The organism is Elizabethkingia argenteiflava (genome assembly GCF_009904105.1).
In the GTDB taxonomy this organism is placed as follows: Bacteria; Bacteroidota; Bacteroidia; order Flavobacteriales; family Weeksellaceae; genus Elizabethkingia; species Elizabethkingia argenteiflava.
Map to the genome: position 1 here is coordinate 1 of NZ_JAAABJ010000557.1, position 26,988 is coordinate 26,988.

Annotated in this window: 21 protein-coding genes; 12 read left to right on the forward strand and 9 right to left on the reverse strand. The window is 35.6% G+C overall.

Translation table 11 applies throughout. The annotated features are described in order from the left end of the window. Window positions 1-223: 223 nt before the first annotated feature. Entirely contained in the window at window positions 224-592 is a 369-nt protein-coding gene (locus GNY06_RS09370; RefSeq protein WP_166519843.1) for a DUF2255 family protein, read from the forward strand. Window positions 593-977: 385 nt separating this feature from the next. On the opposite strand, the gene GNY06_RS09375 is transcribed toward GNY06_RS09370, so the two are convergent. The 6 genes from GNY06_RS09375 to GNY06_RS09400 all read right to left on the reverse strand — a co-directional run bounded on the left by GNY06_RS09375 (window position 978) and on the right by GNY06_RS09400 (window position 9,395). Beyond that, window positions 978-1,793, reverse strand: a complete 816-nt coding sequence (locus GNY06_RS09375; protein WP_166519844.1) for a class I SAM-dependent methyltransferase — start codon at window positions 1,791-1,793, stop codon at window positions 978-980. Between the two features lie 78 nt (window positions 1,794-1,871). Continuing rightward, complete coding sequence (mnmG, locus tag GNY06_RS09380; protein ID WP_166519845.1) at window positions 1,872-3,734, reverse strand: tRNA uridine-5-carboxymethylaminomethyl(34) synthesis enzyme MnmG; 1,863 nt, start codon at window positions 3,732-3,734, stop codon at window positions 1,872-1,874. Between the two features lie 26 nt (window positions 3,735-3,760). Further along, on the reverse strand, window positions 3,761-4,168 hold the full coding sequence (ybeY, locus tag GNY06_RS09385; RefSeq protein ID WP_166519846.1) for an rRNA maturation RNase YbeY: 408 nt from the start codon (window positions 4,166-4,168) through the stop codon (window positions 3,761-3,763). Between the two features lie 6 nt (window positions 4,169-4,174). Continuing rightward, window positions 4,175-6,328, reverse strand: a complete 2,154-nt coding sequence (locus GNY06_RS09390) for a patatin-like phospholipase family protein (RefSeq protein WP_166519847.1) — start codon at window positions 6,326-6,328, stop codon at window positions 4,175-4,177. Between the two features lie 17 nt (window positions 6,329-6,345). Next, entirely contained in the window at window positions 6,346-8,799 is a 2,454-nt protein-coding gene (locus GNY06_RS09395; protein WP_166519848.1) for a bifunctional UDP-N-acetylmuramoyl-tripeptide:D-alanyl-D-alanine ligase/alanine racemase, read from the reverse strand. 14 nt (window positions 8,800-8,813) lie between these two features. Next, window positions 8,814-9,395 carry a thymidine kinase gene (locus GNY06_RS09400; protein ID WP_166519849.1) on the reverse strand — a complete coding sequence of 194 codons (582 nt, stop codon included), beginning with the start codon at window positions 9,393-9,395 and terminating at the stop codon, window positions 8,814-8,816. A gap of 46 nt (window positions 9,396-9,441) precedes the next feature. Between GNY06_RS09400 and GNY06_RS09405 the strand changes: the two genes are divergently transcribed. The 4 genes from GNY06_RS09405 to GNY06_RS09420 all read left to right on the forward strand — a co-directional run bounded on the left by GNY06_RS09405 (window position 9,442) and on the right by GNY06_RS09420 (window position 12,549). Further along, complete coding sequence (locus tag GNY06_RS09405) at window positions 9,442-10,317, forward strand: hypothetical protein (protein ID WP_166519850.1); 876 nt, start codon at window positions 9,442-9,444, stop codon at window positions 10,315-10,317. Continuing rightward, the gene (gene rsmI / locus GNY06_RS09410) at window positions 10,317-10,991 is read left to right on the forward strand and encodes a 16S rRNA (cytidine(1402)-2'-O)-methyltransferase (RefSeq protein WP_166519851.1); all 675 of its coding nucleotides are present in this window, start codon (window positions 10,317-10,319) and stop codon (window positions 10,989-10,991) included. Before GNY06_RS09405 ends, rsmI begins: the two co-directional genes overlap by 1 nt. Before the next feature lie 181 nt (window positions 10,992-11,172). Continuing rightward, window positions 11,173-11,916 (forward strand): 3-oxoacyl-[acyl-carrier-protein] reductase, encoded by a 744-nt coding sequence (gene fabG / locus GNY06_RS09415; RefSeq protein ID WP_166519852.1) that lies wholly within the window; start codon window positions 11,173-11,175, stop codon window positions 11,914-11,916. Between the two features lie 42 nt (window positions 11,917-11,958). Beyond that, window positions 11,959-12,549 carry a 5'-methylthioadenosine/S-adenosylhomocysteine nucleosidase family protein gene (locus tag GNY06_RS09420; RefSeq protein WP_166519853.1) on the forward strand — a complete coding sequence of 197 codons (591 nt, stop codon included), beginning with the start codon at window positions 11,959-11,961 and terminating at the stop codon, window positions 12,547-12,549. A gap of 140 nt (window positions 12,550-12,689) precedes the next feature. Here the strand turns inward: GNY06_RS09420 and surE are convergent, their stop codons facing one another. After that, the gene (gene surE, locus GNY06_RS09425; RefSeq protein ID WP_166519854.1) at window positions 12,690-13,457 is read right to left on the reverse strand and encodes a 5'/3'-nucleotidase SurE; all 768 of its coding nucleotides are present in this window, start codon (window positions 13,455-13,457) and stop codon (window positions 12,690-12,692) included. A 90-nt stretch (window positions 13,458-13,547) separates the two neighbouring features. Between surE and GNY06_RS09430 the strand changes: the two genes are divergently transcribed. The 5 genes from GNY06_RS09430 (at window position 13,548) to GNY06_RS09450 (ending at window position 21,177) form a co-directional block, all read left to right on the forward strand. Further along, window positions 13,548-15,674 (forward strand): carboxy terminal-processing peptidase, encoded by a 2,127-nt coding sequence (locus GNY06_RS09430; protein WP_166519855.1) that lies wholly within the window; start codon window positions 13,548-13,550, stop codon window positions 15,672-15,674. A 233-nt stretch (window positions 15,675-15,907) separates the two neighbouring features. After that, window positions 15,908-16,132 (forward strand): FeoA family protein, encoded by a 225-nt coding sequence (locus GNY06_RS09435; protein WP_166519862.1) that lies wholly within the window; start codon window positions 15,908-15,910, stop codon window positions 16,130-16,132. Further along, window positions 16,122-18,164, forward strand: coding sequence for a ferrous iron transport protein B (gene feoB, locus GNY06_RS09440; RefSeq protein ID WP_166519856.1), 2,043 nt, complete (start codon window positions 16,122-16,124; stop codon window positions 18,162-18,164). Before GNY06_RS09435 ends, feoB begins: the two co-directional genes overlap by 11 nt. Before the next feature lie 209 nt (window positions 18,165-18,373). Continuing rightward, window positions 18,374-19,756: a phosphoglucosamine mutase gene (gene glmM / locus GNY06_RS09445; protein ID WP_166519857.1), complete on the forward strand. Its 1,383-nt coding sequence runs from the start codon at window positions 18,374-18,376 to the stop codon at window positions 19,754-19,756. Between the two features lie 50 nt (window positions 19,757-19,806). After that, the gene (locus tag GNY06_RS09450) at window positions 19,807-21,177 is read left to right on the forward strand and encodes a tetratricopeptide repeat protein (RefSeq protein WP_166519858.1); all 1,371 of its coding nucleotides are present in this window, start codon (window positions 19,807-19,809) and stop codon (window positions 21,175-21,177) included. 3 nt (window positions 21,178-21,180) lie between these two features. Here GNY06_RS09450 and GNY06_RS09455 read toward each other — a convergent pair whose 3' ends face one another. Then, window positions 21,181-22,449, reverse strand: coding sequence for a DUF6080 domain-containing protein (locus tag GNY06_RS09455; RefSeq protein WP_244614403.1), 1,269 nt, complete (start codon window positions 22,447-22,449; stop codon window positions 21,181-21,183). Window positions 22,450-22,663: 214 nt separating this feature from the next. On the opposite strand from GNY06_RS09455, the gene GNY06_RS09460 reads away from it, so the two are divergent. Continuing rightward, entirely contained in the window at window positions 22,664-23,530 is an 867-nt protein-coding gene (locus tag GNY06_RS09460; protein WP_166519859.1) for a GLPGLI family protein, read from the forward strand. Window positions 23,531-23,646: 116 nt separating this feature from the next. Here the strand turns inward: GNY06_RS09460 and GNY06_RS09465 are convergent, their stop codons facing one another. After that, window positions 23,647-24,159 (reverse strand): superoxide dismutase family protein, encoded by a 513-nt coding sequence (locus GNY06_RS09465; protein WP_166519860.1) that lies wholly within the window; start codon window positions 24,157-24,159, stop codon window positions 23,647-23,649. Window positions 24,160-25,528: 1,369 nt separating this feature from the next. Between GNY06_RS09465 and GNY06_RS09470 the strand changes: the two genes are divergently transcribed. After that, the gene (locus GNY06_RS09470; RefSeq protein WP_166519861.1) at window positions 25,529-26,596 is read left to right on the forward strand and encodes a DUF2891 domain-containing protein; all 1,068 of its coding nucleotides are present in this window, start codon (window positions 25,529-25,531) and stop codon (window positions 26,594-26,596) included. Window positions 26,597-26,988: the final 392 nt, after the last annotated feature.

The window sequence follows — 26,988 nt, forward strand, 5'->3', positions numbered from 1 at the left end:
GCAAATGCTTGGTTAGATAGTTTCAAAGCATTATTAATACGATTTGAAACTTCTGTAATAACATGGTATTCTTTGCATTATATTGCTTTTGTTATTTTATCTCTCAGAAAACTATAAGTTTAAACAAGTTCTGCGTTTAAACGAAAGAAAAAAAAATAAAATGCTATACGTTTTATACCAGTAGATATTAGCTGATGACTAAAAAACAAATAGAATAAATAATATGTTTCCAGAGGATTTTTATAAATACCTGAATAATAATACCTTAATTTTAATTAAAGCGGGTACTGACCGGGAAAAATTTACAGAAATATGTGCAGTCGTTGTAGAAGGCAGAACTTTCGCAAGAAGTTGGAATAAGAATTTAATTGGATGGTTTGGAGAAATTAAAAAATATAAAGAGGGTGAGATTAGATATGGAGATAAAGTTTTAAAGGTAAAAGTACATAAGCTATCTAAGGATGATATGATGCACACCTATATCAATGCTGCTTATCGTGAAAAATATAATCAGGAGTATAATATAGAATATGCTTTAGCTATTTCACAACCCGAATATTCAAAATACACTATTGAATTTATTTTGGCTTAGAGAGATATTATAGGTTACACAGTTTATGATTTTTGAAGAATTCAATATGCTTCAACATTTTTTTTTGATTATTTCTGGCTAATTTTGGTTTTATGATCTTTTTACACTTCAGAAATCTTCAATAGGAAGCTCAAACTTTCAGGCGTTGCTCCTAACGAGGTTTATGTTTTTTCTGGATATCAATAGGTATGCGAAAATTTAAAGAATAGGGCTTTCAATAAATATGAGATATTTTATCAATTCAAGCTTTTTAATTTTTTGTATACAAAAATGGGAGTCTTAAATATGATGGGATGTAATTTATGTAGATACGATAAAGAAAAAAGTGGAAATTCCCCTGAATGTAAAAAAAAACAATCTTTTTAAGGTGTCAAAAATAAGACTTCTATTTTTTTTCGATGACGTATATCAAAGAAGAAAAATCGCCGGTTTTTACCCCATTTATGTTAGAAATTAATCCTAGAAGACAGCCTTTAAGCCAAAAAAAGGGATTTTTTTTATATTTTTCGCTTATAATAGAGATATAATAAGAATCGAGTAGGAGGGGTTTCACTTTTTTGAGTTTCCACCTCTCATTATTGAAAATAGAGTTCATGCCCTCCTGAGAAAAATGAAAGATATGTCTTGGAACATCATATGCAGCCCAATATTCTTTGTAATATTGAGCATCATAGCTTTTATAATTAGGGACAGCTATAATTAATTTGCCTCCTTTTTTTATTTTTTCATAGACTTCATCTAAAAAAATACTTTGATCACCAATATGTTCAAATACATGCCATAAGGTCATTACATCTAAAGACTCGTTTTCTATTTCAGTAAGACTCGTTTTTATATTCTGTTTTCCGACCTTTTGTTGGGCCATTTTTTGAGCGTGAGAATGGGGCTCTATACCATATACGCAATAGTTTTTTTTTATGAAATTGATGAAGTCTCCTGCTCCACATCCATAATCCAGTAGATTTTTGCCTGTTTTTACTTCCCGGTCTATAATAGTTTTTTTATATAGAAGATTAAAATATTGAAAGAATTTATAAATTATTTCTTTTAAGGATTTACCTTCTTGATGATGGGAAATATATTTTTCACTTTCATAATAAGGCGATAAATTCTCCGGAATAGGGGAGGTCTTAAGAATACCAGTTGAAACTTCTTTTATTTCAAATTCTTCTTGGGTCAGAAATAAATCTTTTACTTTCATTAAGGGTTTAATTTATACAAGGCTCAAAATGTAAAAAAGACATGTTGTTTTTTTACGTTTCACGTGAAACATTATAGGTTATCGCCCTAAAAAGATTAACAATATATTAATGTCAGCAGGGGATACACCGCTAATTCTCCCTGCTTGAGCAATAGTTTTAGGTTTTAAAGCGGATAGCTTTTGTTTTGCTTCTGCTGAAAGACTGGTGATTTTCATATAATCGAAATGTCCAGGTATCAGGATATTTTCTAGTCGATGGAGTTTAGCAACATTCTCCTGTTCTTTATTAATATAGCCTTTGTATTTGATGTTGATTTCTGCTTGTTCTACCTCTTCTTCTGTATAGTGAGTAATTTTATGATTAATTTCTTCAATTATACTAAGTTTACGAATATTTATATTAGGTCGGGTTAGTATCTGCGAAGCCCTAAAGCTTTGGTTAACAAGGCTTGAGCTGTTTTCTTCTAAAATAGGATTTAATATTTCTGGTTTAAGTGGGGTGGCTTTTAAAAAATCTTCTACTTCTTTACTTTTTTCCATTTTTAGCTCTACTTTTCGGAGCCTTTCAGCTGAGGCTAATCCTAAATTATAAGATTTCTCTGTAAGTCTAATATCTGCGTTATCCTGACGTAGTAGAAGTCTGTATTCGGCACGAGAAGTAAACATTCGGTAAGGTTCTTCTGTTCCTTTTGTGATTAAATCGTCGATTAAAACCCCAATATAAGCTTCGTCTCTGTTGAGTGTAAATTCTTCTTTATCATGTACTTTGTGGTGAGCATTGATCCCTGCGATTAATCCCTGTCCAGCGGCCTCTTCATAACCCGTGGTACCGTTTATTTGACCAGCAAAGAATAAATTATCTATGAGTTTGGTTTCTAGAGTGTGTTTTAATTGAGTAGGGGGGAAGTAGTCGTACTCAATCGCATAACCAGGTCTGAAGACTTTTACATTTTTAAAACCTGGGATATGACGCATAGCTTGCACTTGTACATCTTCCGGCAGTGAAGAACTAAAGCCATTCACATAAATTTCTATAGTATTCCATCCTTCAGGCTCTACGAAAAGCTGGTGTCTATCACGTTCTTTGAAGCGATTTATTTTATCTTCTATACTAGGGCAATACCGAGGTCCTATACTTTGTATGGTTCCATTAAACATTGGAGATTTATCAAAACCTGAACGTAAAATTTCGTGAACACTTTCATTCGTATAGGTGATATAACAGCTTTTTTGTTCTTTTAACTTAGGCGTGTCGAGGTAGGAGAATTTTTGAGGTTTTTCATCTCCTTTTTGTTCTTCCATTTGGGAATAGTCTAAGCTTCTTCCGTCAATGCGGGCAGGGGTACCTGTTTTCATTCTTCCGGCTTGAAAACCTAAAGACTGTAACTGCTCGGTTAAGCCAAAAGCTTTTGGCTCTCCCATTCTTCCGCCACCTAATTGTTTATCTCCAACATGGATTAATCCATTTAGAAAGGTGCCGTTGGTGAGTACAACGGCTTTGCTTTTTATTTTTATGCCGAGTGATGTAATTACTCCTGCAATTTTATTATTTTCTATTATGAGGCTTTTAACCATATCCTGAAAAAAATCGAGATTAGGCGTTTGTTCTAATATATACCTCCACTCTGCGGCGAAAAGCATTCGATCATTTTGGGTTCTAGGGGACCACATAGCTGGACCTTTGGAGAGGTTGAGCATCTTAAATTGTATGGCGCTTTTATCTGCCACAATACCTGAATACCCACCCATAGCGTCGATTTCCCTTACAATCTGTCCTTTTGCTATTCCTCCCATAGCAGGATTGCAACTCATCTGTCCGATGTTTTGCATGTTCATCGTAATAAGTAAAGTTTTGGAGCCTAAATTTGCCGCCGCAGCGGCTGCTTCACAACCTGCATGACCTGCTCCCACTATAATTACATCGTATATCTGATCGATCATCTTTCAATTTGTTTCACGTGAAACATTTAATATTTTCCTATATAGTAATCTTCTTTATTCCGCATTATTCTTTGTTCTTCTTCGGTTTTATCGTTGTAGCCACACAGGTGCAATACTCCATGAGCCAATACACGATTTAATTCGTCTTCTTGCTTGGTTTTTAGAAGAGAAGAATTATCTAATATGCGTTGCAAAGATACAAAAATATCGCCGGAAATATTTTTACCTTTACAATAATTGAAGGAGATAATATCCGTATAATAATCGTGATTTAAATATTCCTTATTAATCTGTAAGAGATATTCATCATCGCACAAAATATAATTGATGCTGCCTATCTTTTTCCCCTCATTCAGTATGAGGTCTTCTATCCATTTAGCTCTCTTTTCCTCATCAGATATGGGAGAGATGTTTTCATAAAAATAATGTATCATAATGTATTAAAACCAATGACCTAATATCACATTGAAAATACCTGCTTTATTATGGTGCAAGGGTTGGCTATAATTAATTTTAATTTGTCCAAAGGGTGAGTCATACCCTAGACCCAGCCCAATAGAATTATGGTTAAAGCTTAAAAATTCTGTATTTTTACTATTAGCGAAAAGACTTGCTGTATTGTAACTTCCTATAAGATAATAATTCTTCAGTATTTTATATTGAAGTTGGTTTGCTATTCTCAAAATATTATCATTGGATTCTTGTCCAAAGGCATATCCGTCAAATGAAATAAAGTTATTTAAGTTTTGTTCAAAAGTTCCTCCCAGTCTATATTTATACAGATCGGCGACCTCTCCAAAGCTAACTCCCATTAGTCCAGAAAGGCGGTAGGTGAGGCGAGGAGATAAAGGTAGATTGATTTTAACATCTGCAGAAATTTGAGCACTTTTATTATCGGCTTCTCTGTTTTTATTAAATATATCGATGGCTTTGGCTTGAATATTCAGGTAGATACCTCTGCTGGCAAAATCTATTCTATCTTGTGTATCACTTTTTATAAATAGATATGGATTATAATAGTTATATGTTTTTTTAGACGAACCTTTCTGGCGATTGAGAATGTCATAACTAATTCCTCCTCCTATAGCATACCTGTCTTTAGAGATGGATTGTAGGTAAACTTCATTGCGAAACCATTTCCAGTTTTCATCAAGATTATTCTTTTTCTGTTTTAAGTCGAGCTGCATACCCGAAGAATAGATACCCAATCCTGGAATATAGCCGTTGTCCATGAGATAGTTCAAATAATAACGGGGTTTGTCCCCGAATACGATGTCCAAGCTAGCATTGGAATTTTTGAATAAAGCTCTTTTGGCTGAAAAGTTCGCTAAAAGTCCTGTTTTAAAGATTTCATCATAGTGTAGCCCAAACTTTAAAAATAAACGGCTTTGATCTTCGATAACGTTTATTTTGAGAATATTGCGCCCATTTTCGTTTATAATATTATAGTTAATAAAGTTATAATTATTGGTAGCATAGAGTTTATCTATTTTATCATTGATTTTTTTATAAGTATATTGAGAAGGTGTTTTAAGGCCCATTTTCCCTTTAATATAGTCCCTATTATAGATATTGTCATTTACCACCTCTATGTCGTCTATTTTATAAATTTCAGGTAGCAGGGGGGGCTGATTTACAATCCTCGGCGAGTCTCTCTTGGGGAGTTCTTTTAAAATGCCCGAATAGCGAATCGCTTCGTCATAACCATTCTTGATGGTGTTTTTTTTCTCGTTGAAACTGGTAACATTAACCCCCTTTAAAATGGGTTGGATATTAATATCTGTATAAGGGAGTTGTTTGTGGGTTTCTTTGTATATTCCAAAAGAAATAATTTGGTTGAGTAGGGCTATAATGTTGTTGAGCTGATCTCTGTTTTCCAGCCCTTGGTTTAAGTTGACACCAATAACGATATCCATTCCTTTCTCCTTCAGAGGGCCGGAAGGGAAGTTAATACTAATTCCTCCGTCTACATACAGGCTATCTCCTATTTTTACAGGGTCTAAAAGGCCTGGAAATGCAGAGCTGGCCATAATAGCCTTGGATAAATCCCCCGATTCCAGTTGTTTTAAGGCTCCAGTTTCTATATTGGTGGCGATACAGAAGAAAGGGATGGGAAGTTTACTAAAATCCTGATTAGAGGGGTATTTCCTAAACAGTTCTTTAAAAAGAGATAGATTTTTCTGACCGGAGGAAACACTTGAGGGCAGGACCACCTTACCTTTCTGAATAGGGATTTTCAAAAGATATTTATCTACATTTTTACTAAAAAAGGAAGTTTGCAAACGAGAGATGGAACCACTGAGCACATTATAGAAATCAGTTTCCAGAACGATATTTTCGATTTCTTTGCCTGAGTAGCCTGTAGCATAGAGCCCTCCGATAATAGCCCCCATACTGGTCCCTCCTATATAATCGACCTTCACGCCTAAAGAGTCTAGAACTTTTAGCACTCCTATATGGGCAAATCCCTTTGCACCACCCCCACTTAAGGATAATCCTATTTTAGGATGAGGCGGAATGCTAAAATTTTCTTTAACCTGCGAATAAATAGAAATACCGGAAATAAGTCCTATCAAAAGAAAAAGTCTATTCATCTTTATTGCTTATATAATCAATCTTTAATATATACTCTTTTTACCCGCTGGGAAATGGAAGTTAAAACCTCATAAGGAATGGTTTTGCAATATTGAGAAAATTGTTCAAGGCAGGGGTTTCCATTAAAAATAATCACTTCTTCGCCCTCCTGTATAGGATCTTGTCCCAGATCTACCATTAGCATATCCATACAAATATTCCCCTGTATAGGATAAAGTTTTCCTTTAATCCCTACAAAGCCTCTTCCATTACTCAATGAACGCGGTATACCATCGGCATATCCCACTGCTATGGTAGCGATACGGGTGTTTTTTTTAGCTTTAAAACTCCGATTGTAACCTAGAGATTCTCCTGCATAAAGTGGAGAAATTTGGGTGATAATCGTTTTGAAGCAAACGGCATTTTGTAACAGCGGTTTTATAGCTGGGTTGGACGTATAGCCCAGCATGCCTATCCCTATTCTAACCATATCGAACTGGTATTCCGGGTAATTGGTAATTCCTTGTGAATTAAGACAATGCCTTAAGGCTTGGTCTTCTATTTCCGCCAGTAGATAATCCGAATTTTCAGTATAGAGCTTAATCTGCTCCAGGGTATAGGCGCGTTCCTTAGGATCATCTGTAGAGGAGAGGTGGGTAAAAATACTGGCAACTTTGAGCTTATTTCCTTTTATTTTCAATAAAAGTTTATCTAAATCATCACGATGGAAACCCAGTCTATGCATACCGGTTTCTAGTTTAATATGGATAGGGTATTTCTCTTGTATACCTTTTTTCTTCAGAGCCTCTAAAAATAGATCCAAAACTTTAAAACTATAGATTTCTGGTTCCAGTTCATATTCTATAATGTTATCATAGCTATTTAGCTCAGGATTCATTACCATAATAGGGAGGGTTATTTTATTTTTTCTCAAGTTTACCCCTTCATCGGCATAGGCAACTGTAAGGTAATCTATATTGTGATGTTGTATAAATTCAGCAATTTCATGACCGCCAAGCCCATAAGAATAGGCTTTTACCATAGCCATTACTTTTGTTTTGGGTTTTAAGAAGCTTTTATGAACATTAATATTATGTAAAATCGCGTTTAAGTTTATTTCCAGAATCGTATCATGGGATTGAAGTTCTAGTTCTTTTTTTAGTGTTTCCAGCTCAAATTTACGGGCGCCTTTTAGTAGGATAATAGCGTTTTCTATATTCTTAAAACTGTTGTTCTTAAGGAGCTCTTTAATATTCTCGAAAGTAAAAATTTCAGACCTAAACAAGTGAGCAAATCCCGTGATTTTTTCCCCTATCAGATAGATTTGATCAAACGACTGCTCATTTACCAATTCCGCAACGATGGAATAAATACGTCTTGGATGATCTTTCACATTCATGATATCCGTAAGCACGAGTACTTTTTTTGATTTATTACCATATTGTCTCAAGGTGCTAAGCGCTATCTTCAGAGAGTCCAAATCCAGGTTATAGGAATCGTTAATAATAAGGTTCTCTCTTTGGCCCTTTACGCTTTCCATACGCATCTCTACAGGATAGAGATGGTTGATTTTCTCTACAATTTTCGGATGTGGTATATGGAGCAAATTGAGGGTGGCAATCACCGCTAAAGCATTATGAAGGGTCGCTTGATCCTGATGGATAAAAGGAACATCGATAGTGCCATCTAAAAGTTTTATTTTAAAAGCCTTATCCTGTCCTGCAGGTTTTTCGATCAGAATATCATTGTGGGCATAAGTTCCGTAAGAGATTAATATTTTATTGGTAAAAACTTTGCGTATTTCATGATTGATAAGAGGATGATCTCCGTTATAAATAATAACTTCAGAATTTTTGAAAAGCTTTAATTTTTCTTTCAGAAGTTCTTTTTCGTTTTTAAAATGTTCTGAGTGTGCAGAGCCCAGATGGGTGAAAATACCAATATGGGGTGAAAATACTTCAACCTGTTTTTCCATTTCACCGGGTAGGGAGATGCCTACTTCAAAAATACCTAAATCATCTTTCTCATTGGCTTTAAGAATAGAAATGGGGAGTCCAATTTGGGAGTTATAACTCTTGGGACTTTTTACGACTCTCATCTCATCCGAAAGACATTGATAAAGCCACTCCTTCACAATGGTTTTACCATTGCTGCCGGTAATGCCTATGGTTTTTGGAAGAGAGATTTTTTGTAAATGCTGATGGGCTAATTTTCGTAAAAAGCCATGGGTGTCCTGAGTGATAATCCAAGTAATTTTATAGGGAGTTACTAGGGGGATTTCTGTGCAGATAATGACCCTTATCCCTTTTTCAATGGCCTCCTGGATATATTGAGCACCATTGGCCTTAGTTGTTTTTAGGGCGATAAACGCATTGTTTTTTGCCGAGAAAATCAGGCGGGTATCAAATATCAGCTGTTTGATTTTTTCGGTTTTATTTCCGAGAATTTCCGAGTCTGTAATCAGCGCTAATTCGTGTGCAGTATATTCCATTTCTATTGCATTTCTTATGGCTTTTGTATCTCTTCCCAAAAGATACGACGGCTAACGGCTTCGTAGTTGTCGGTTTCACCTAACTGAACCAAGTCTTTACTATCCGATGTTCTTAAGGAATAGTGTGCTAAATTACCGGTTCTCTTACAGATAGCATGTACCTTAGTGACATATTCCGCAGTGGCCATAAGATTGGGCATAGGACCAAAAGGGCGGCCCATAAAATCCATATCCAAACCTGCAATCACCACTCTTATCCCTTGATTGGCTAATTGATTGCTCACCCAAACGATGCTCTGATCAAAAAACTGAGCTTCGTCAATACCTATCACATCGCAACTAGAGCCCAGCAATAAAATCTGATTAGGATTATCAACGCTTGTGCTTCTAATTTTATTGTCATTATGAGATACAATATCTTCTTCGGAATATCGATTATCGATTTTAGGTTTAAAAATTTCTACTTGTTGCCCGGCCATTTCAGCACGTCGAAGGCGCCTTATGAGCTCCTCTGTTTTTCCGGAAAACATTGATCCACATATCACTTCCATCCAACCACTTTGCTGGGCTTGGTTAATTGTATTTTCTAAAAACATTTGTTAACTTAGCACATATAAATCCACATCAAAATTACGTAAAATAATGATGCAAAACTCTCGTGAAATTCAAGGCAGACTCCTCGAAGAGATTAAGAAAATAGCTTCGGATATCGCTTCAGTTGAGACCACTTCCGGGCTAATTGCTAATTATCAAAAAATTCAGAACCTTTATGAAAAGGTTGTATTGTTAAAATCACTGGAAGTAGGTAAAATAGATCTTCAAAAGATAAAACAAGAATTAGGAGCAGGGGTAGAGGTACCGCGAACGGAGGGCGATCAAACACAACAGGAGGGGCAAGCTTTAATGTCAATGCCGGAAGAAGAAATTGTTCATGATCAGAGACAAATTTTAGAGGGGACAGGGATAGAAAAATTAACAATACGTGATGCGATAGAAGAAAATGATACGAAAGAGCCCAAGGCTGATCCTATAGAGAAAGCGCAGCATGAGGTTACGCCATCTAAAATGGAGGAAGGGATGAATTTTTCTACAACATTTATTCCGCCTATTGCTCCTTCAGACGAAGGGCGTTCCCATCAGGAAATAGATCATCATTTTTCGCACAAATTAAAATTGGCCTCTATTAAGAAACTTAAATCCGCAGGTCCAGAAGCAGAGCTACATTTGCAACATGACTTAAAAACGGGGCAAGCTTCTGTTTTTAGTCAAGTCAGTAATATATATAGCACTCAAAAAAGACAATTTAAATTGGATTTAAACGATAGAATGGCTTTTATAAAAAAATTATTTAATAACAATGTCGAGGAAATGAATATGGTATTGGAAAAGCTTAATCAATTTTCAAATGTAGAAGAAGCCAAAGAATATCTAAGTGATATGTATTATGATAAAGATTGGAAACCCGTAGATGAATATGCCCAGAGGCTCTGGTCTTTAGTAGAAAGTCGTTTTAAATAATGAGTGGAATTTTATATTTTGTACCGACACCTGTAGGTAATTTGGAAGATATGACTTTCCGGGCGGTAAAAGTCTTGAAGGAAGTGGATTATATCTTGTGTGAAGATACACGAACCTCTGGTATTTTGTTAAAACATTTCGAAATATCAAAACCCTTAAGGGCTTATCATTTACATAATGAGCACCAGGTTACTGAGAAGGTTATTCAAGATGTAAAGGATGGACAGTGTATTGCCTTGATTACAGACGCAGGGACTCCGGGGATTTCTGATCCAGGATATCTTTTGGCCAAAGCAGGTACGGATCATGGGCTTAACATGATTTGTCTACCAGGAGCTACCGCTTTTGTACCCGCTTTGGTGGTCTCTGGATTACCCAATCACGATTTTTATTTTGCAGGTTTTTTACCTCCAAAAAAAGGGAGACAAACCAAACTAAAACAATTAGCACAGCAAAAGAATACAATTGTTCTGTATGAGAGTCCACATAAGATAAATGCAACTCTGGAGCAAATAAAAACCTTTTTTGGAGAAGAAACAAAGGTGAGCCTTAGCCGTGAAATTTCTAAAAAATTTGAAGAGACCAAGCGAGGTACAATACAGGAACTGATTGAATTTTCTCAGAGCAAGACGCTGAAAGGAGAAATTGTACTTGTGATTAATAATCACATTTAATATCCCCCTAAAACTATCCTTAAACGGGCAAGAAACCAAAGAAAAATAAAACTCTGTATCTAGCGTTTTTAAAATACATAGTCTTTGAAGAGAAATAAAAATAGTCGTTTTAATATTGCATACAGTAGGCTAAGATTTACATACAGCTACTGATTTAAAGAGAAATAATAAACATATAAATATGAAGTTATTAGAAGGAAAAGTCGCTCTTATTACAGGCGCTACACGAGGAATAGGGAAAGGAATCGCAGAGGTTTTCGCTAAACAAGGAGCACAGGTTGCTTTCACCTATGCCGGTTCTGTAGATAAAGCGAAAGATTTAGAGAAAACTCTAAGCTCTGAAACCAAAATAAAAGCTTATCAATCAGATGCCTCCGATTATGAAGCGGCTCAGAAATTGGTAGAGGATGTCATAGCCGAATTTGGTCAAATTGATATTTTGATCAATAATGCAGGTATCACTAGAGATAATCTGATGTTACGTATGTCCAAAGAGGATTGGGATAGCATTATAAAGGTTAATTTAGATTCAGTATTCAATCTTACCAAGGCGGTGGTGAAACCGATGATGAAGGTTAAAAAGGGGTCCATTATCAATATGTCTTCTGTAGTGGGTATTAAAGGTAATGCAGGGCAAGCTAATTATGCAGCTTCTAAAGCCGGCGTTATCGGGTTCTCTAAATCTATAGCTTTGGAATTAGGTTCCAGAAACATACGTTGTAATGTTATTGCTCCGGGTTTTATAGAAACAGAAATGACGGCTGCGTTAGACGAAAAAATAGTTCAGGGGTGGAGCGAAAACATCCCATTGAAGAGAGGGGGGCAGCCTGAAGATGTTGCCAATGCCTGTGTGTTCTTAGGAAGTGAAATGTCTTCTTATATTACGGGTCAGGTAATCAATGTAGATGGCGGATTATTAACTTAGTAGAAAGGCTTTTTTAAAGCCTTTTTTAATGTCTAGAAGCAGATGAAAGAAGTCATCATAAATGCGAAAAGATATAAGCGTCCTGTTTTGGTTTTTGCTATGCGACAGGAAGCAGGGGCTTATTTTGAGGGTTTTAATCGGATATTCACAGGAGTAGGTAAGATTAATGCAAGTTATTCTCTAATGAAGTATTTGATAAACCATCAACCGGACCTGATTATTAATCTAGGAACCGCCGGAAGCTTCTCTTTTAAAAAAGGAGCAGTGGTTTGTTGTACCAGTTTTATACAGCGGGATATGGATGCTTCCCCCCTGGGCATAAGCAAATATAAAACGCCTTTTTCCACAGATAAATTAGTATTGAAATATGGCATGGTGTTAAAAGGTCTGCCCCAAGGAGTGTGTGGAACGGGAGATCATTTTGAAAACGCACATACCACCAATCTATATTCTATTGTAGATATGGAAGCTTATGCGTTAGCCCTTATTGCTAAAAGAGAAAACATTCCTTTTCTTTGTCTAAAATATATCTCAGACGGAGCAGATGCAAAAGCCTTAGAAGATTGGACACGTGAAATTAATAAAGCTTCGGAATCTCTTTTGGAGGCCCTTTCTACAAGCATTGAGGATTAATACGCATAATGCTTTTGTTCTTTATCTGGGTATATTTTAGATAAAAAGTCTTTACCCAATACTTCATCGACTTTTATTAAGGGCTAACCCATAAGCTTGTCACTTAGCAGATCTGGATATAAATTTATATTTGAGAATCTTTAGCAATCAAATGTTTTTTGTAAATTTTGCAGATATTCATAGGCGGTAAGGTCGAATTTAACAGGTACCACCGAAATGTATCCCTCTGATAAAGCCGTTTCATCAGCATCTTCAGATTGATCCATATTGTTAAAATATCCCGTAAGCCAATAATACTTTTTTCCATGAGGGTTTATTCTTTCGTCGAAACTTTCCTCCCATTTAGCATGTGCCTGTTTGCATATTTTTATACCTTTTATCTCATTTTGATGAAGCTTTGGAATATTTACATTCAGAACAATTCCTTTCGGCAGAGGTTGCTCCAGAACTTTCTTTACGATATGTTGAATAAAACTTTTGGACTGAGAAAAATCGGCTTCCCAATTAAAATCTAATAAAGAAAAACCAATAGCAGGCAGACCTTCTAAACCTGCTTCCACAGCAGCCGACATTGTTCCGGAGTAAATAACGTTAATAGAGGAATTGGATCCGTGGTTGATTCCTGAAACCACAATATCTGGTTTTCGTTTCAGAATTTTATCTAAGGCGAATTTTACGCAGTCTACAGGTGTCCCGCTTAAGGCATAATCTTTCTGGGGGCCTTCCATATTAACTTCATCATACGTTAGAGTCGAATTAATCGTAATTGCGTGTCCCTTTCCACTTTGAGGAGAGTCTGGAGCCACTACGATCACTTCACCCAGCTCATTCATAAAACTGACAAGGTTACGAATTCCAGGAGCCGTAATCCCATCATCATTGGTAACCAAAATCAAAGGCTTTTTCATTTATTTTTTAATTAATATCACAAAATTAAACAAAACCAACTGTTTTTATAAATTAAGATATTAAATTTGGTATTTGAAATTACTTAGAAGATGTTTAAAAAGTTTTTTGGTTTTAATAAACTATTGCTGTTGTCCTCTCTCGGGACACTTATTTTTTGTTTTAATTCTCCCAAAAATGATGATCAGAAAATGCAGACCATTATGGTTAGCGTGAACAATACCTTATCCTATTTAAGTTATAACGCAAGACCTATTAACGATGCTTATTCACAGGGGGTATATAAAGAGTATTTTGAAAAATTAGATCCTTTGAAGCGGTATTTCCTGCAAACTGATATGGATGAATTTGCAAAATATAAAACAAAGTTAGACGATTATCTTAAAGTGGGGGATATCAGTTTCTTTAAGCTGACCAATGAAAGATATCTTCAACGGGTAAATGATGCAGAAAAGTTTTCGCAAGAAATTCTATCTCATCCTATAGACTTAGATCAGCATGAGGAAATTGTACTTGAGCCCAAAATAAGAAAAAATCCAAGCGATAAAAAGGAGATGTATGCTGAGTGGAAGAAGTTTATAAAATACAGTATTCTACAGGAAATGCAAGCTTTGAATGATAAAGAAGAGGCGCAGAAAAAGAAAAAAGATTCGGCAGTTGCGCTAAAATTAAAGGATACCATCAAGTATGAGCCTCTCACACTGCAGCAAAAGAAAGATAAAGCTACAGGAGAGATTAAGGATCTGATGAGTAGTATGTTTAATAGGATTAAGAAAAGAAAAGAAATAGATTGGTTTTCTGTGTTTTATATGAATGCATACACAGAAGTTTTCGATCCCCATACCAATTATTTTTCCCCAAAAGATAAGGAAGACTTTGATGCTAGCTTCAGTGGTAAAATTATAGGAATAGGAGCCCAAATAGCCGAGAAAAAGGGAAAACTTTTTATAGGTCCTTTGGTGATCGGTGCACCAGCATGGAAATCTAAGCAGGTAAATGAAGGTGATGAGATATTGAAAGTGAAATCCAATCCTAAAACTGAAGCAATCAATGTGGTAGGGATGCTTATAGATGAGGTTGTTCGATTAATTAGAGGGGAAAAAGGCTCTGAAGTAGTGCTGATTCTGAGGAAAAAAGATGGCGCTGTAAAAGAAGTAAAGCTTATTCGAGAGGAAGTAGAAATGGAGGATACATTTGCCAAAAGTATTGTCGTAGATGCTCCCAATGGTCAGAAGTATGGATTTATTTATCTCCCTAGTTTTAATGCTAATTTTAATGATGCAAAAGGTAGAAATGCCTCCACAGATGTTAAAAATGAGATTCTTAAGTTGAAAGCACAACATGTTAAAGGAATCATCCTCGATCTCAGAAATAATGGAGGGGGATCTCTTACTGAAGTGGTGGATATTATGGGGTTATTTATGGGGAATGGCCCGGTAGTGCAAGTAAGAAATGGAGAGGGTAAAATACAGGTTTTAAAGAATAAAAATAATGCTCCCATATGGACTGGACCTTTGGTATTAATGCAAAATGAACTTTCGGCATCCGCTTCTGAAATTTTGACAGGGGCTATTCAAGATTATGGTAGAGGTATCATCCTTGGATCTCCCCATTCCTTTGGAAAGGGTACTGTTCAGACTTTTGTTTCCCTAAACAGGTTTCTTAGCACCAATGATGATTATGGAGATTTAAAACTTACTATTCAGAAATTTTATAGAATTAGTGGTAAATCTACTCAACTGGAAGGAGTGAGATCGGATGTGCCCATGGATGACTATTTTACCTATGATGAAATAGGCGAAAAATATAATGAGCATGCTTTAGCATGGGACCAGATTAAAAGTGCCGATTATAAGCCTTTTCACAATATTGGTATAAAGGATATTGTAGAACGCAGTCGAGCGCGGATTAAAGCGAATAAAGCTTACCAATTGTTACTAGAATCTGCAAAGTGGCGCCAATCTCTCGGGAAAGAGGAAAAATTAAGCCTTAATCAGTCTCAGTTTTTCGAACTAATGAAGAGAAGAAAGCTAGAAGTGAAAAAATTTGAATCCTTAACCAACTATAGCAATAAATTACAGTTTACCCAACATCAGGATGAGGTAGTACGTATGAAAAAGGATGAGGCTTTTTCAGTAAAAAGTAAAAATTGGATTAAAAATTTAAAAAGAGATTTGTACCTGCAAGAGGCGGTGAACGTTCTTTCTGAAATTAAATAAATGAAATTTTAAAAAAGTATCAGGGTAAATTTGATTCTCTCTTAAAAACAGATTATATGCTCTATATTTTTAAAAGTCAAATCTTTGCTCAGATCTTAAGCAAAATATAATTAAAAGAATATTAAGTAATATTTAACCATATTTTTATTTAGATTTAATTTAAATAGGATATATTTGTATTTTAAATAACAATCTTGAAAAATTTAGAGTTTAATAAGCTTTGCTGTTTCCCGATGAACCAAAAAGGAATTATCGTGGGGTATGATAACCATCACATGGAAATGCCCGGTAAAATTATTGAAATAGGCCTTTTGCCTAATATAGCTTTCAAAATACTATATCAAGCTCCATTTGGGGGCCCTTTATATGTGGAGTTTGGAGAAGAGCGCTCCAGAGTTGCCCTGCGTGAAGAAGAAGCTAGATATATTATTGTGGAAGCTATAGAAAATGGAAAATAAAGTAAAATCACCCAGAATACTACTGGTGGGTAATCCCAACGTAGGAAAATCGACTCTTTTTAATCAGTTGTGCAATCGCAACCAGAAGACAGGTAACTATGCGGGGGTAACTGTAAGCAGCCTAAGGGGAGATTATATTTATAAAGGCAAAAAGGTTGAAATTATTGATCTACCCGGTTCATATAGTGTTTATCCGAGCTCGGAAGATGAAGCTATTTTTGTCAATTATTTGCTTCATAAAAAGCATGAATATGACGGGGTGTTATATATAGCAGATGCGCTTAACTTTAAAAGAAGCCTCCTTTTGTACGGACAAATCAGAGACTTAGGTATACCCATTATTATGGTGGTTAACCAAATTGATGAAGCGGAAAAACGAGGTTATCTTCTTGAAGATCACAAGCTATCAGAAGAACTCGGGGTGTCTGTTAATCTTACAAATGCTAAAAAAAATAAAGGGATAGATGCGGTTAAGGAAAGTATCTATCTTAATGAGTTTACCACTCAAGGAGCCTCTTTTTTTAAGATTCCTTTAGAGCATAAATCTAAAATAAAGGATATAAGTGCCCACACGGGAGAAAACAATGCTTATCAGGCATGGTTTCAATTGGCTTCTACATGGAAGAGAGAGAATACCAATTTTTATCATTCCTTACAAGAGTTGAGTAAAGAAATTAAGAGCATGGTTCCCAAGCGCTTGCAAACACAGGAGACCTTACGTCGATATGAGAGTATTGATAAGCTGTTAGAAAAAGTGCGGACCAAGAAAACGATGTTGAGGGATTTAATTACTGAAAAAATAGACTATCTAGCAGTCCATAAATTTTGGGGCTATATTATTTTTTCGGTTATTCTGTTAATCATATTTAATTGTGTCTTTTTTCTGGCAGAATATCCTCAAGGTTGGATAGAAGATGTATTTACATGGTTTTCTTCCCTAGTGTCAACGTATTTGCCAGAAGGCCCCCTCAATAGCCTTATAGCCGACGGAATTTTACCAGGAATAGGGGGAATTGTCGTTTTTGCTCCGCAGATTGGAATATTAATGTATTTCTTATATATCATAGAAGACACGGGTTATATGTCAAGGATCATATTCCTTATGGATAGATTACTCCGACCTTTTGGATTGAATGGAAAGAGTGTGATTCCCCTAATCTCAGGAACCGCTTGTGCGATTCCGGCCATTATGTCCGCAAGAAATATAGATAACTCCAAGGAGCGCTTAATCACCATCCTGGTAACACCTTTTATGACTTGTTCAGCGAGGTTGCCTATTTACAGTATCATTATTACCCTGGTAGTACCAGATGTGTACTTTTTAGGCATAGGTTATAGAGCGCTGGCCTTATTAGGCATGTATATATTAGGTTTTGTGACCGCCTTAGGAGCTTCATTGTTTTTAAAAACAAGAATAAAAGATACCAATAAGAGTATTTTAATTTTAGATCTGCCCGCCTATAAGATTCCTCTATGGGGTTATAATCTTAAAATGGCTTTATTAAAAGCATGGGACTTTATTACTGGTGCTGGAAAGGTAATCTTTGCCGTAAGTATTGTAATCTGGTTCCTTAGCTATTTCGGACCTCAAGATAAGTTTAATATGATCTCGGCAAAGTCCAATGTATCGTTGAACGATTCTTATTTAGCCACTATAGGCAAAAGTATAGAACCCGCCATACGTCCTTTGGGATATGATTGGAAAATGGGGGTAGGGATTTTAACATCCTTTGCTGCTAGAGAAGTCTTTGTAGGAACCATGTCTACGCTGTATTCTCTGGATGATGAAAGTGAAGATGCCCGATTGATCGATAAGATGAAGGCTGATACCCGAGAAGATGGTACTCCCTTATTTACTTTAGCTACTGGGGTTTCCATCTTAGTGTTTTATGCTTTTGCGATGCAATGTATCAGTACAGTAGCGGTGGTTTATAAAGAGACAAGGAGTAGGAAGTGGACATTTGTCCAACTAATCAGCATGTCTGTTTTGGCTTATTTGGCATCATTTTTTGTTTTTCAAATACTCAAATAATCGCATTATGATTTATTTGCAATATATCATTATAATAGGACTTTTGCTTTTTGCTTGTTTTAGGTTGTGGAACCTTTTAATCAAAAAATTTAGCAGTAAAAAGACCCATGGCTGCGACAAAAATTGTGGATGCTCATAAATCTTATGAAGCCTAAATACTTTATTTCCTATTTATTCCGTATTTTTGTATAAATTTTTAGAGAAAATTTATGTCATTAATTAAGAGTATTTCTGGAGTTAGAGGAACAATAGGAGGTAAGGCAGGCGAGAACCTGACGCCTTTAGATATTGTTAAGTTTTCATCTGCATTTGGAATCTGGCTTCAGCAGAAGTATCATAAAAAAGATCTCACTTTGGTTGTGGGCAGAGATGCCCGAATCTCTGGAGAGATTGTATCCAGGCTTTCTGCATCTACCTTACAATCCCTGGGGATTAACGTAATCGATCTAGGATTGAGTACCACGCCTACAGTCGAAATCATGGTTGCAGAACTACAAGCCGACGGCGGAATTATTTTTACAGCGAGCCACAATCCCAAAGAGTGGAATGCACTGAAGCTTTTAAATAGTAAAGGTGAATTTATCAGTGCAAAAGATGGAGAAGAAGTTTTGGAAATTGCGGAGAAAGAAGCTTTTGAGTATTCCGATGTAGACCACTTAGGAACCTATTCCAAAAACGAAGATGGAATACAGCTCCACATTAACAAAATTTTGGAACTTCCGGAGGTTTTACCCGGAATTATAAGAGAAAAAAGATATAAAATAGTAGTGGATGCCGTAAACTCTACCGGAGGAATTGCTATTCCTAAGCTATTGGAAAAAATGGGATGTGATGTGGTGAAGCTCTATTGTGAGCCCAATGGTGAATTTCCTCATAATCCGGAACCGATTAAAGAACACCTTTCCGATGTTTGCGAGGTGGTGATAAAAGAAAAGGCAGATCTCGGTATCGTGGTCGACCCTGATGTGGATCGCTTGGCCTTAGTCGATGAAAATGGACAACTTTTCGGAGAGGAGTATACCTTGGTGGCGGTAGCAGATTATATTCTGAAGAATAAAAAAGGGGTGGCTATATCCAATCTTTCTTCAAGTCGTGCTTTAAGAGATGTAGCTAAAAATCTAGAATCACAGCATTTTGCTGCTGCTGTAGGAGAGGTAAATGTAGTGAGTCTGATGAAAGAAAAAGAAGCCATTATCGGAGGAGAAGGCAATGGAGGTGTTATATTTCCTAAGCTGCATTATGGGAGAGATTCTCTTGTGGGAGCGGCTTTATTTCTAACTTATATGGCGCAACAGGGCAGATCGGCCTCCGAGCTTAGAGCGACCTATCCAGATTATTATATGGGTAAAAAGAAAATTGAACTAACACCTGAAATCGATGTAGATAAACTCCTTAAAAAAGTGGAAAAAGAATTTAAGAATGAGCAAATTTCTACGATAGACGGTGTTAAGATAGATTTTCCTACCAAATGGGTTCACCTTCGTAAATCCAATACAGAGCCTATTATACGGATTTATACTGAAGCAGATTCTCAGGAGGATGCCGATCATTTGGCAGACGATATGATCGCGAAAATAAAAAGCTTAATTTAATTGGTTATTTTGGAAATTTTTCCGAAATTCATATTATAATCAGAATATCTTTGGAAGAATTTTTTGAAAATGAAGCGGTAAAACGCTTTGAAGAAATGATAGAAAATAATGAAGAGTTGTTTTTCGATATCGAAGAATACGAGGATGTTATTTCCTATTATTTGGAGATTGGCGATTACCAATATGCAGAAGAAGCCATTAAATATGCGCAGAATCTATACCCTGATTCGGAGCGGATAAAACTTCGTAAATTAGAGTTTCTTCTTGAGAAAGAAGAAAATCTGCAAGCCAAAATACTCATACGGGAATTAGAAAATTCGGCAGATGAAGACATGGATTTCATTATCTGCTGTGCTAAATATTATTCTAATATGGGCAATCCCAGAAAGGCCATAAATCTTTGTGAAAAAGCCCTGGAAAAGGAAGAGGATGAAGATTTTATACATAATTTTATAGCCGATGAATATAAAAATCTAGACGATCCCTTTTCGGCCTTAAAGCACTATCAGATGGCTCTTAAGCACGAACCTAGCGATGAATATGCTTTAGAGAGTATAATGCTTTGCTATGCTGAAATGAATCGGACTGAAGAGGCCCTAATCTTTATCAATAATTATCTTGATAACTATCCCTTTTCGGAAATTGCATGGTATGAGTATGGAAGCCTTCATTTTAACAATAAAAATTATCAAAAAGCCATTGAAGGCTTTGATTATCTTCTTGCCATCAATCCTCATTCTGTAGCAGTGTATGCTAATAAAGCAGCCTGCTATGAGGCTCTTAACGAATGGGAAAAAGCCATTGAGACTTATATCGATTCACAAGAATATGAATTTACCAAATCGTATTCCTTTTACAAAATAGGGCAGTGTTATCAAAAGAAAGGATTGTTAATTCCTGCGCTAAATGCGCTACAGAAGAGTTTGCATGAGGACCCACAGTTTCATCTTTCTATGATGGCGATTTCTGATATATATGAAGAGTTGGGCAATTTAAATGAGGCTGCACACTTCGCTTTGGAAGCTTCCCGATTAAGTGAAAACAACTTGGAAATTCAAAAAAAACTCGCTTTTTTATACATTAGTTTAGGAAAACTGGAAGAAGCTCTGATCTGTCTAAAAAAAATGGTCGAAACAGAACCCGGAAGGTTTTACAACTGGTATGCATACGCAGAAGTACTAATGTTAGTAGGCGATTACGACAAAGCCGAACAAAAGCTTAAGATTGCATTAAAAAGACATCAGAGGGCTGAATTGTATTACCAATTAAGCAATTGTTATTTTAATTTGAAACGGGATAAAGACGCAAGATTAGCTTTGGAACAGGCGCTAAGCCTTAACCCTTCTATGATCCAAGATATGCAGACAAAATATCCCTATATTGATGCAGAGATAAAAAAAGAGCAGTCGCAGACAAAATAAAGTTTAGCGATAATAAAGCTTAGCAAACTCTACCACTTCGTTTAGACGATAAAGATTGTTCAGGCTCAAATAAGCAAACAAAATAATCAAAACACACCACAGAGCCGAAAGTATTTTTGGCTTTGTTTTTTGGCTGTAAAAAAGCCAACCCAACAACATGGGAACTATAAATATAAAATGACCACCATAAATATAAGCCGTATGTAAACCAAACTTTAGAATGCAGTGGATGACGATATCGCAAAAAAGGGAGAGTCCTAGCATATGTACCAGTTTATTTTTGTAATTGGCAACGAGACTCCAGATTACAAGGCAGGTTAAGACGCTTAAGAACAAATAAGGTACCCATAGCGAATAAACATCCATAAACAAGGCTTTATATTGAAAACCTATTTTAGAGTGATAATCTCTTATGGTAAAGCTTGGGAAAAGTATGTTTCCGCCCCAAAACCAAGACGCTATCATATCCCAGAGTGGAGTAACTTTAGGTTTTGAAAATTTTTCGTATTGAGAAAAAGTTTGCTCAACAATGGTATGCAATTTAAAATCCAATCTCCATAAGTACAACAAAAAGAAAGCGCCTATTGAAACTAAGCATCTAATGAAGGCAGAGACAATATTGCTCCATTTTTGGAAGAGCCTATTTTCTAGGCATATGGGGATATAAACTTTTGCCAGGTTGGTGATGGTAAGTCCTCCGATAAAAATAGCGAAGCCCGTGAGTGGGAGAGTGGTCATTTTCTTTTCTTGGGTTATATTTAATGCGGAGAAATAATTGAAAAAAACCAATAGAAAGAGAGAATAGGTATAAGTTTCAGGTGTAAAAGAAAGAATAATAGGAGTCGTAAAAACACTGAAAAACAATACTAAAAATAAACTTATCCAAAGAGGAAGGCTAATAATATTTCGCAAGTATTTGTACAAGTGCAATAGGGAAAAGGATACCGCTGTAGCACTACAGAATACAAGGCTTATTCTAAAGGAGGCATCTTTTTTCCCTCCGGACACTGTAAGTGCTACTTCTCGGATTAAGTCGAATAAATACTTCGAAAAAGGATGACGCTCCCATCCGCCTCCAGTAGTCACAATAGAATAATTATCTAAACTAAAGTAAGCATCCCAGGGGATACGTTCATCATATATTAAACGAAACTCCTTAGCGATAAACCCTCCAAATGACAGGTAGGCAGTCATAAAAAAAAGCAAGATCCCTACTTCCATATAGGAGGAAGGAAATACAATTTTAAAGAAATGGGCAAATTTTGTTTTCAAAGTTTAAAAATAAGATGTAAAGATAGTTTATAACTACAAATTAACCCCATAAAGGGAGGAATAAACCTCGCTCTTCTGGGGAGAATTCTTCCATGTGTTGGTTTTAGAAAACGCACTTATAGATATTCTTATCAAAGAGATGATTTCGTGTAATGATTTGTAACAAAAAGAAGGTTTAGGTGACTTATATAAATGAGAATTAAATCGATAAAGAATGAAAAAAATAGCCTTTCTTTTTATATTTACATGGGGGATTATCGTTACAGCACAGGTAGCGGCCCATAGGTTTGTTTATGAAATGACCTATAAACCTAAAAAAGGTTCCGACTCACTTGATAGAGAACTCATGGTATTGGATATTTCGCCTAACAAATCTATTTATCAGGATTACACCAAGGTAGAGCAAGATTCTATTTATCAGGAGCGGTTTGAGAAAATGAGAAAATCGGGTATTTTTGATCCAGATTTCAGTAAAAATATGAAATCTCCTAAAATCTCGTATGTCATACATAAGCATTATCCGTCCATGAAGGTACAGTATATAGAAATGATAATGTCTGTAGAAAAAGCATCTTATATTTCTTATTCCGAAGAGCTTAAATTTAACTGGAAGATTGATTCTGAGCAAACTAAAATCGGGGATTATCGTGTACAAAAGGCGACTACGGAATTTGGGGGCAGACGATGGACGGCCTGGTTCAGTACAGACTTTCCCTTTCAGGATGGGCCTTATAAATTTAATGGATTGCCAGGGCTTATTATAAAAATTGAAGATGAAGGTAAAAACTACTCATGGGTATTACAGGCCAATAAAAAGTTATCCGATTATCAAGAACAAACTTACATTGAAAAGTTTTTTATAAAAAATGCCGTACCCAAAGACCTTCCAAAAGAGAAGTTTTACAAAATATTTAATGCTTACAAAAAGGATCCTTTTGGTGCTCTTCGGTCGTATATAACACCAGAAATATTAAATCGTAAATTGCCAGGAACCAATAAATCTTTTGGTGATATGATAAAGGATCAGGATAAAATGTTGCGTAAACTCTATAGCATTGATAATCCCATAGAGTTGTTTTAAGATACTGGCGAAATATTGAATAAATTCTAGAGATCTCAGGATTGACTAAAAAGAGCGATAAGATCACTCAAAGTTATCTTATCGCTCTTTTCTTTTAGTATATGTAGTAACCGGGTTTATTTAATTTCTACACATCCGACTCTTCCGCCAGCATTTCCAGTGGGTTGGGTATGGAAATCATCGGCCCCAGAATGTATAATAAGCCCGTGATTTAAAATATTTTTAGATACATCATTACAACCTATACACCATTTATCGGTTTTAAAGCTAAGATCTGCATTTCCTTGAACATCTGCCGTAAGGTTGCCAATATCTCCCATATGGAAATGTTCAGATTCCCATTTTCCGTGGTCGTTGCCAGCAGGATTCCAGTGTCCACCAGTAGAGGTAGCGTCTGCGGCAGAGCAATCCGCTTTATCATGTATATGTACGGCATGTTCCCCTGGTGTTAGCCCTGTGACTGCAATATCCATCATAACGGTATTTCCTTTTTGTTTGAAACTTACCTTACCGCCTGTGGAAGTATCACTTTTCGGTAGAATAACATAATTTACCTCCTTAGAGGCAGCACAGGAAGCTAACATTAAAGCCCCCATAAGACCTAAGGAGAATAATTTTAAATTTTTCATAAGGTTATATTTTTATTTTAAAGGTACAAAACTTTCGGTAATTACTTTTAAATATTGAAAATTAACCCCCATATAGTTTTTTTGTAATAGAGCTGGATTTGTTTTTTTTGGGATATAAATCAATTAAGATGCAGCTAAGATTATTCTTTAATTTTTGTTCTTTTCTCTAACACCATTATGGGTTGTTATATCCCTAAAGGAAAAATATCAGAATGGGAATCCTAATCTGTGCTCAAGTGAGTATAGAAGATAAGAATACTTTTAATAGGATATCTTATCGCCAAAAATTTTGAGGTGAGAGAACTAAATATAGGTTTATTCTTTACTTTCAATAAAAACAACAAAATGCTTATTTGTGAACATATTAAGTTGCCAATATTATTTATTTCCATTTAAAGTAAGCCATCTTATTTCAATGTTAAACCTATGTTGGAAATAGGAGTAATAAAGAAGTGGACAGAGTTTCAGAATAGTGTTTAAGATGTAGTTATTATGATTTTCGAAAGCATGATTTCAAACTTATTTCAGTCGAGTAGAAAATTCAGATGAACTTTTCCGTTGGAATAAAGCAAGTCAATTAGCTTTTGGCTATAATATTATGTAATTAGAATGGGCTAGATTTTTTAATCTATGGTGTTTTTATCAACATCTCGATGTTTTTTATATTCAGGCTACCGGCTATAGATGTTCAAATATCATCATCATGATGAACAAATGCAAAAAATACAAAAGACAGAATTCTCAGGATTGAAGTTTCTTATAAAGATTAATAAATTACCCAATAAATATAGCCTCAAAGCATTATATAATCTTAGGTGATTAAAGACTATAAGGTTTAATATAAAGGTTGTAATTTTCTCTTTTTGGACAATAAAGATGCACTGTTTTTTTCTTTATTTGTATTAGTGGAAGAAGAATGTGTAGAATAGGCTGAATATTGAGGGTGCTAGTTTTTTCTGAATAGGATAAAAACTTCCAGAAACTTCTGGTCAAAACCTTTTTTATGGGGTATCATGGAATATAAAAAACACAAGATATGATGAATTTATCATAAGTCGAAAAAATAGTATACTTATAAGACGGCAGAGTGTAATTTTTGGTAGGGGTTTCTCACTCGGATAATTGGCGAGCAATATCCTGTACTTCGATTAATTTTTTTTGCTAAATCATTAGTTGATAGTGAATATGAATTATACCAAAAATATTCATACTTTGCCGGTTTATAAAATTAATTTTCAATTTTCAGCCTCCCTTTGCGATCATTCTGGGCAGAGGCCAGACAGGTAAAATCAAAGCCTGATTAACACGAGAATGTTTTTTTAAGAAACAAATGAAATTAAATTTTATATTTAATCAAAAGACATAAACTATGAAATATTATCCTTTTTTAATAGGCTTGGGGCTTGTCTCTACGCAGATTTTGTACGCACAAGCCACCGAATCAGCTTCTCTTAATGGACAAATGGCAAAAAAAATTTTTGCGCTTCCCACTCATTGCATTCAGCAGGAATATCCTAATAAACTCGGACAGGTTATCGGGGAGGCTGCAGACCTTAAAACACCTCGCCAGTTAAGGCCTATTTTTTATGGATGTTTCGATTGGCACTCATCGGTTCATGGCTTTTGGTCTATCGTGGTATTATTGAAGAAATATCCGCATCTCGATCAGACCGGACAGGTTAGGAAGATTCTTAATCAGATGATTACTCCTGAAAATGTAGAGCGGGAAGTGGCCTTTTTTAAAGATAAAAAAAATGATACTTTTGAGCGTACTTACGGATGGTCGTGGTTGCTAAAGCTTCAAGAAGCACTTTATGGGTGGGCGGATAGAGATGCAGAGCGTTGGCATATAACATTAAAGCCTTTGGAGGCACAAATCATAGAAGGCTATAAATCTTACCTGCCTAAACTTTTGTATCCTATTCGCACAGGGCAGCACGATAATACAGCATTTAGTCTTTCCTTGACTTTAGAGTATGCACGCAGGGTTCAGGATAAAGATTTTGAAAGCCTTATTATCGCTACCTCTAAAAGGTTATTTCTAAATGATATAAATTGTAATATGGCCTATGAGCCAGGGGGAAATGATTTTCTCTCTCCTTGCCTTGAAGAGGCATTATTAATGAGCAAGATTTTACCTGCCTCAGAATATAGAACTTGGCTCAATCATTTTATGCCTCAATTATTTTATAGGAACTTTAAGCTAAGCCCAGGACGGGTATCCGACAGCTCCGATGGAAAGTTGGTACACCTTCATGGGCTTAATTTTAGTCGGGCGGTTTGTTTGAATAGTATAGCAAATGTTCTTCCAGAACTTGAATATCTTAGAAAAATAGGAAAGCAGCATTTTGAACATTCTTTTAGCAGTGTTTTTAATAGCGACTATATGGGGAGTCATTGGCTAGGAACATTTGCACTTTATGCGATATTAGAGTAAATAAATAATATGCATAAAGTCTATGTGGAGATTATCAGCCTAAGCTTTTAAGATCTCCATATCATAGCATGAATTCTCCTCTGAGCTTATCGTTTTAAATTTTATACATTAAAAAATCGGAGTATTCCTGTGAGATGTAGTTGAGGATTTAAGGGGGTATAAATAAGAAAAAAACACCAGTTTTTAAGACTTTTAGATTTAAAAATATGTTTATATTAACCCGTGGTTCATTTAGGATAAAAAAAAGGGAGCTGCTCATTATTAAATAAATACCTAAATTTAATAGTCTAACAAACGATTAAATATGAACAGCTTTACCGCAAATTATGAAAAAATATTAGAGATACTGATAACAATTGAGAGTAAAATGAATTTTTTAAATCAAATCCGCA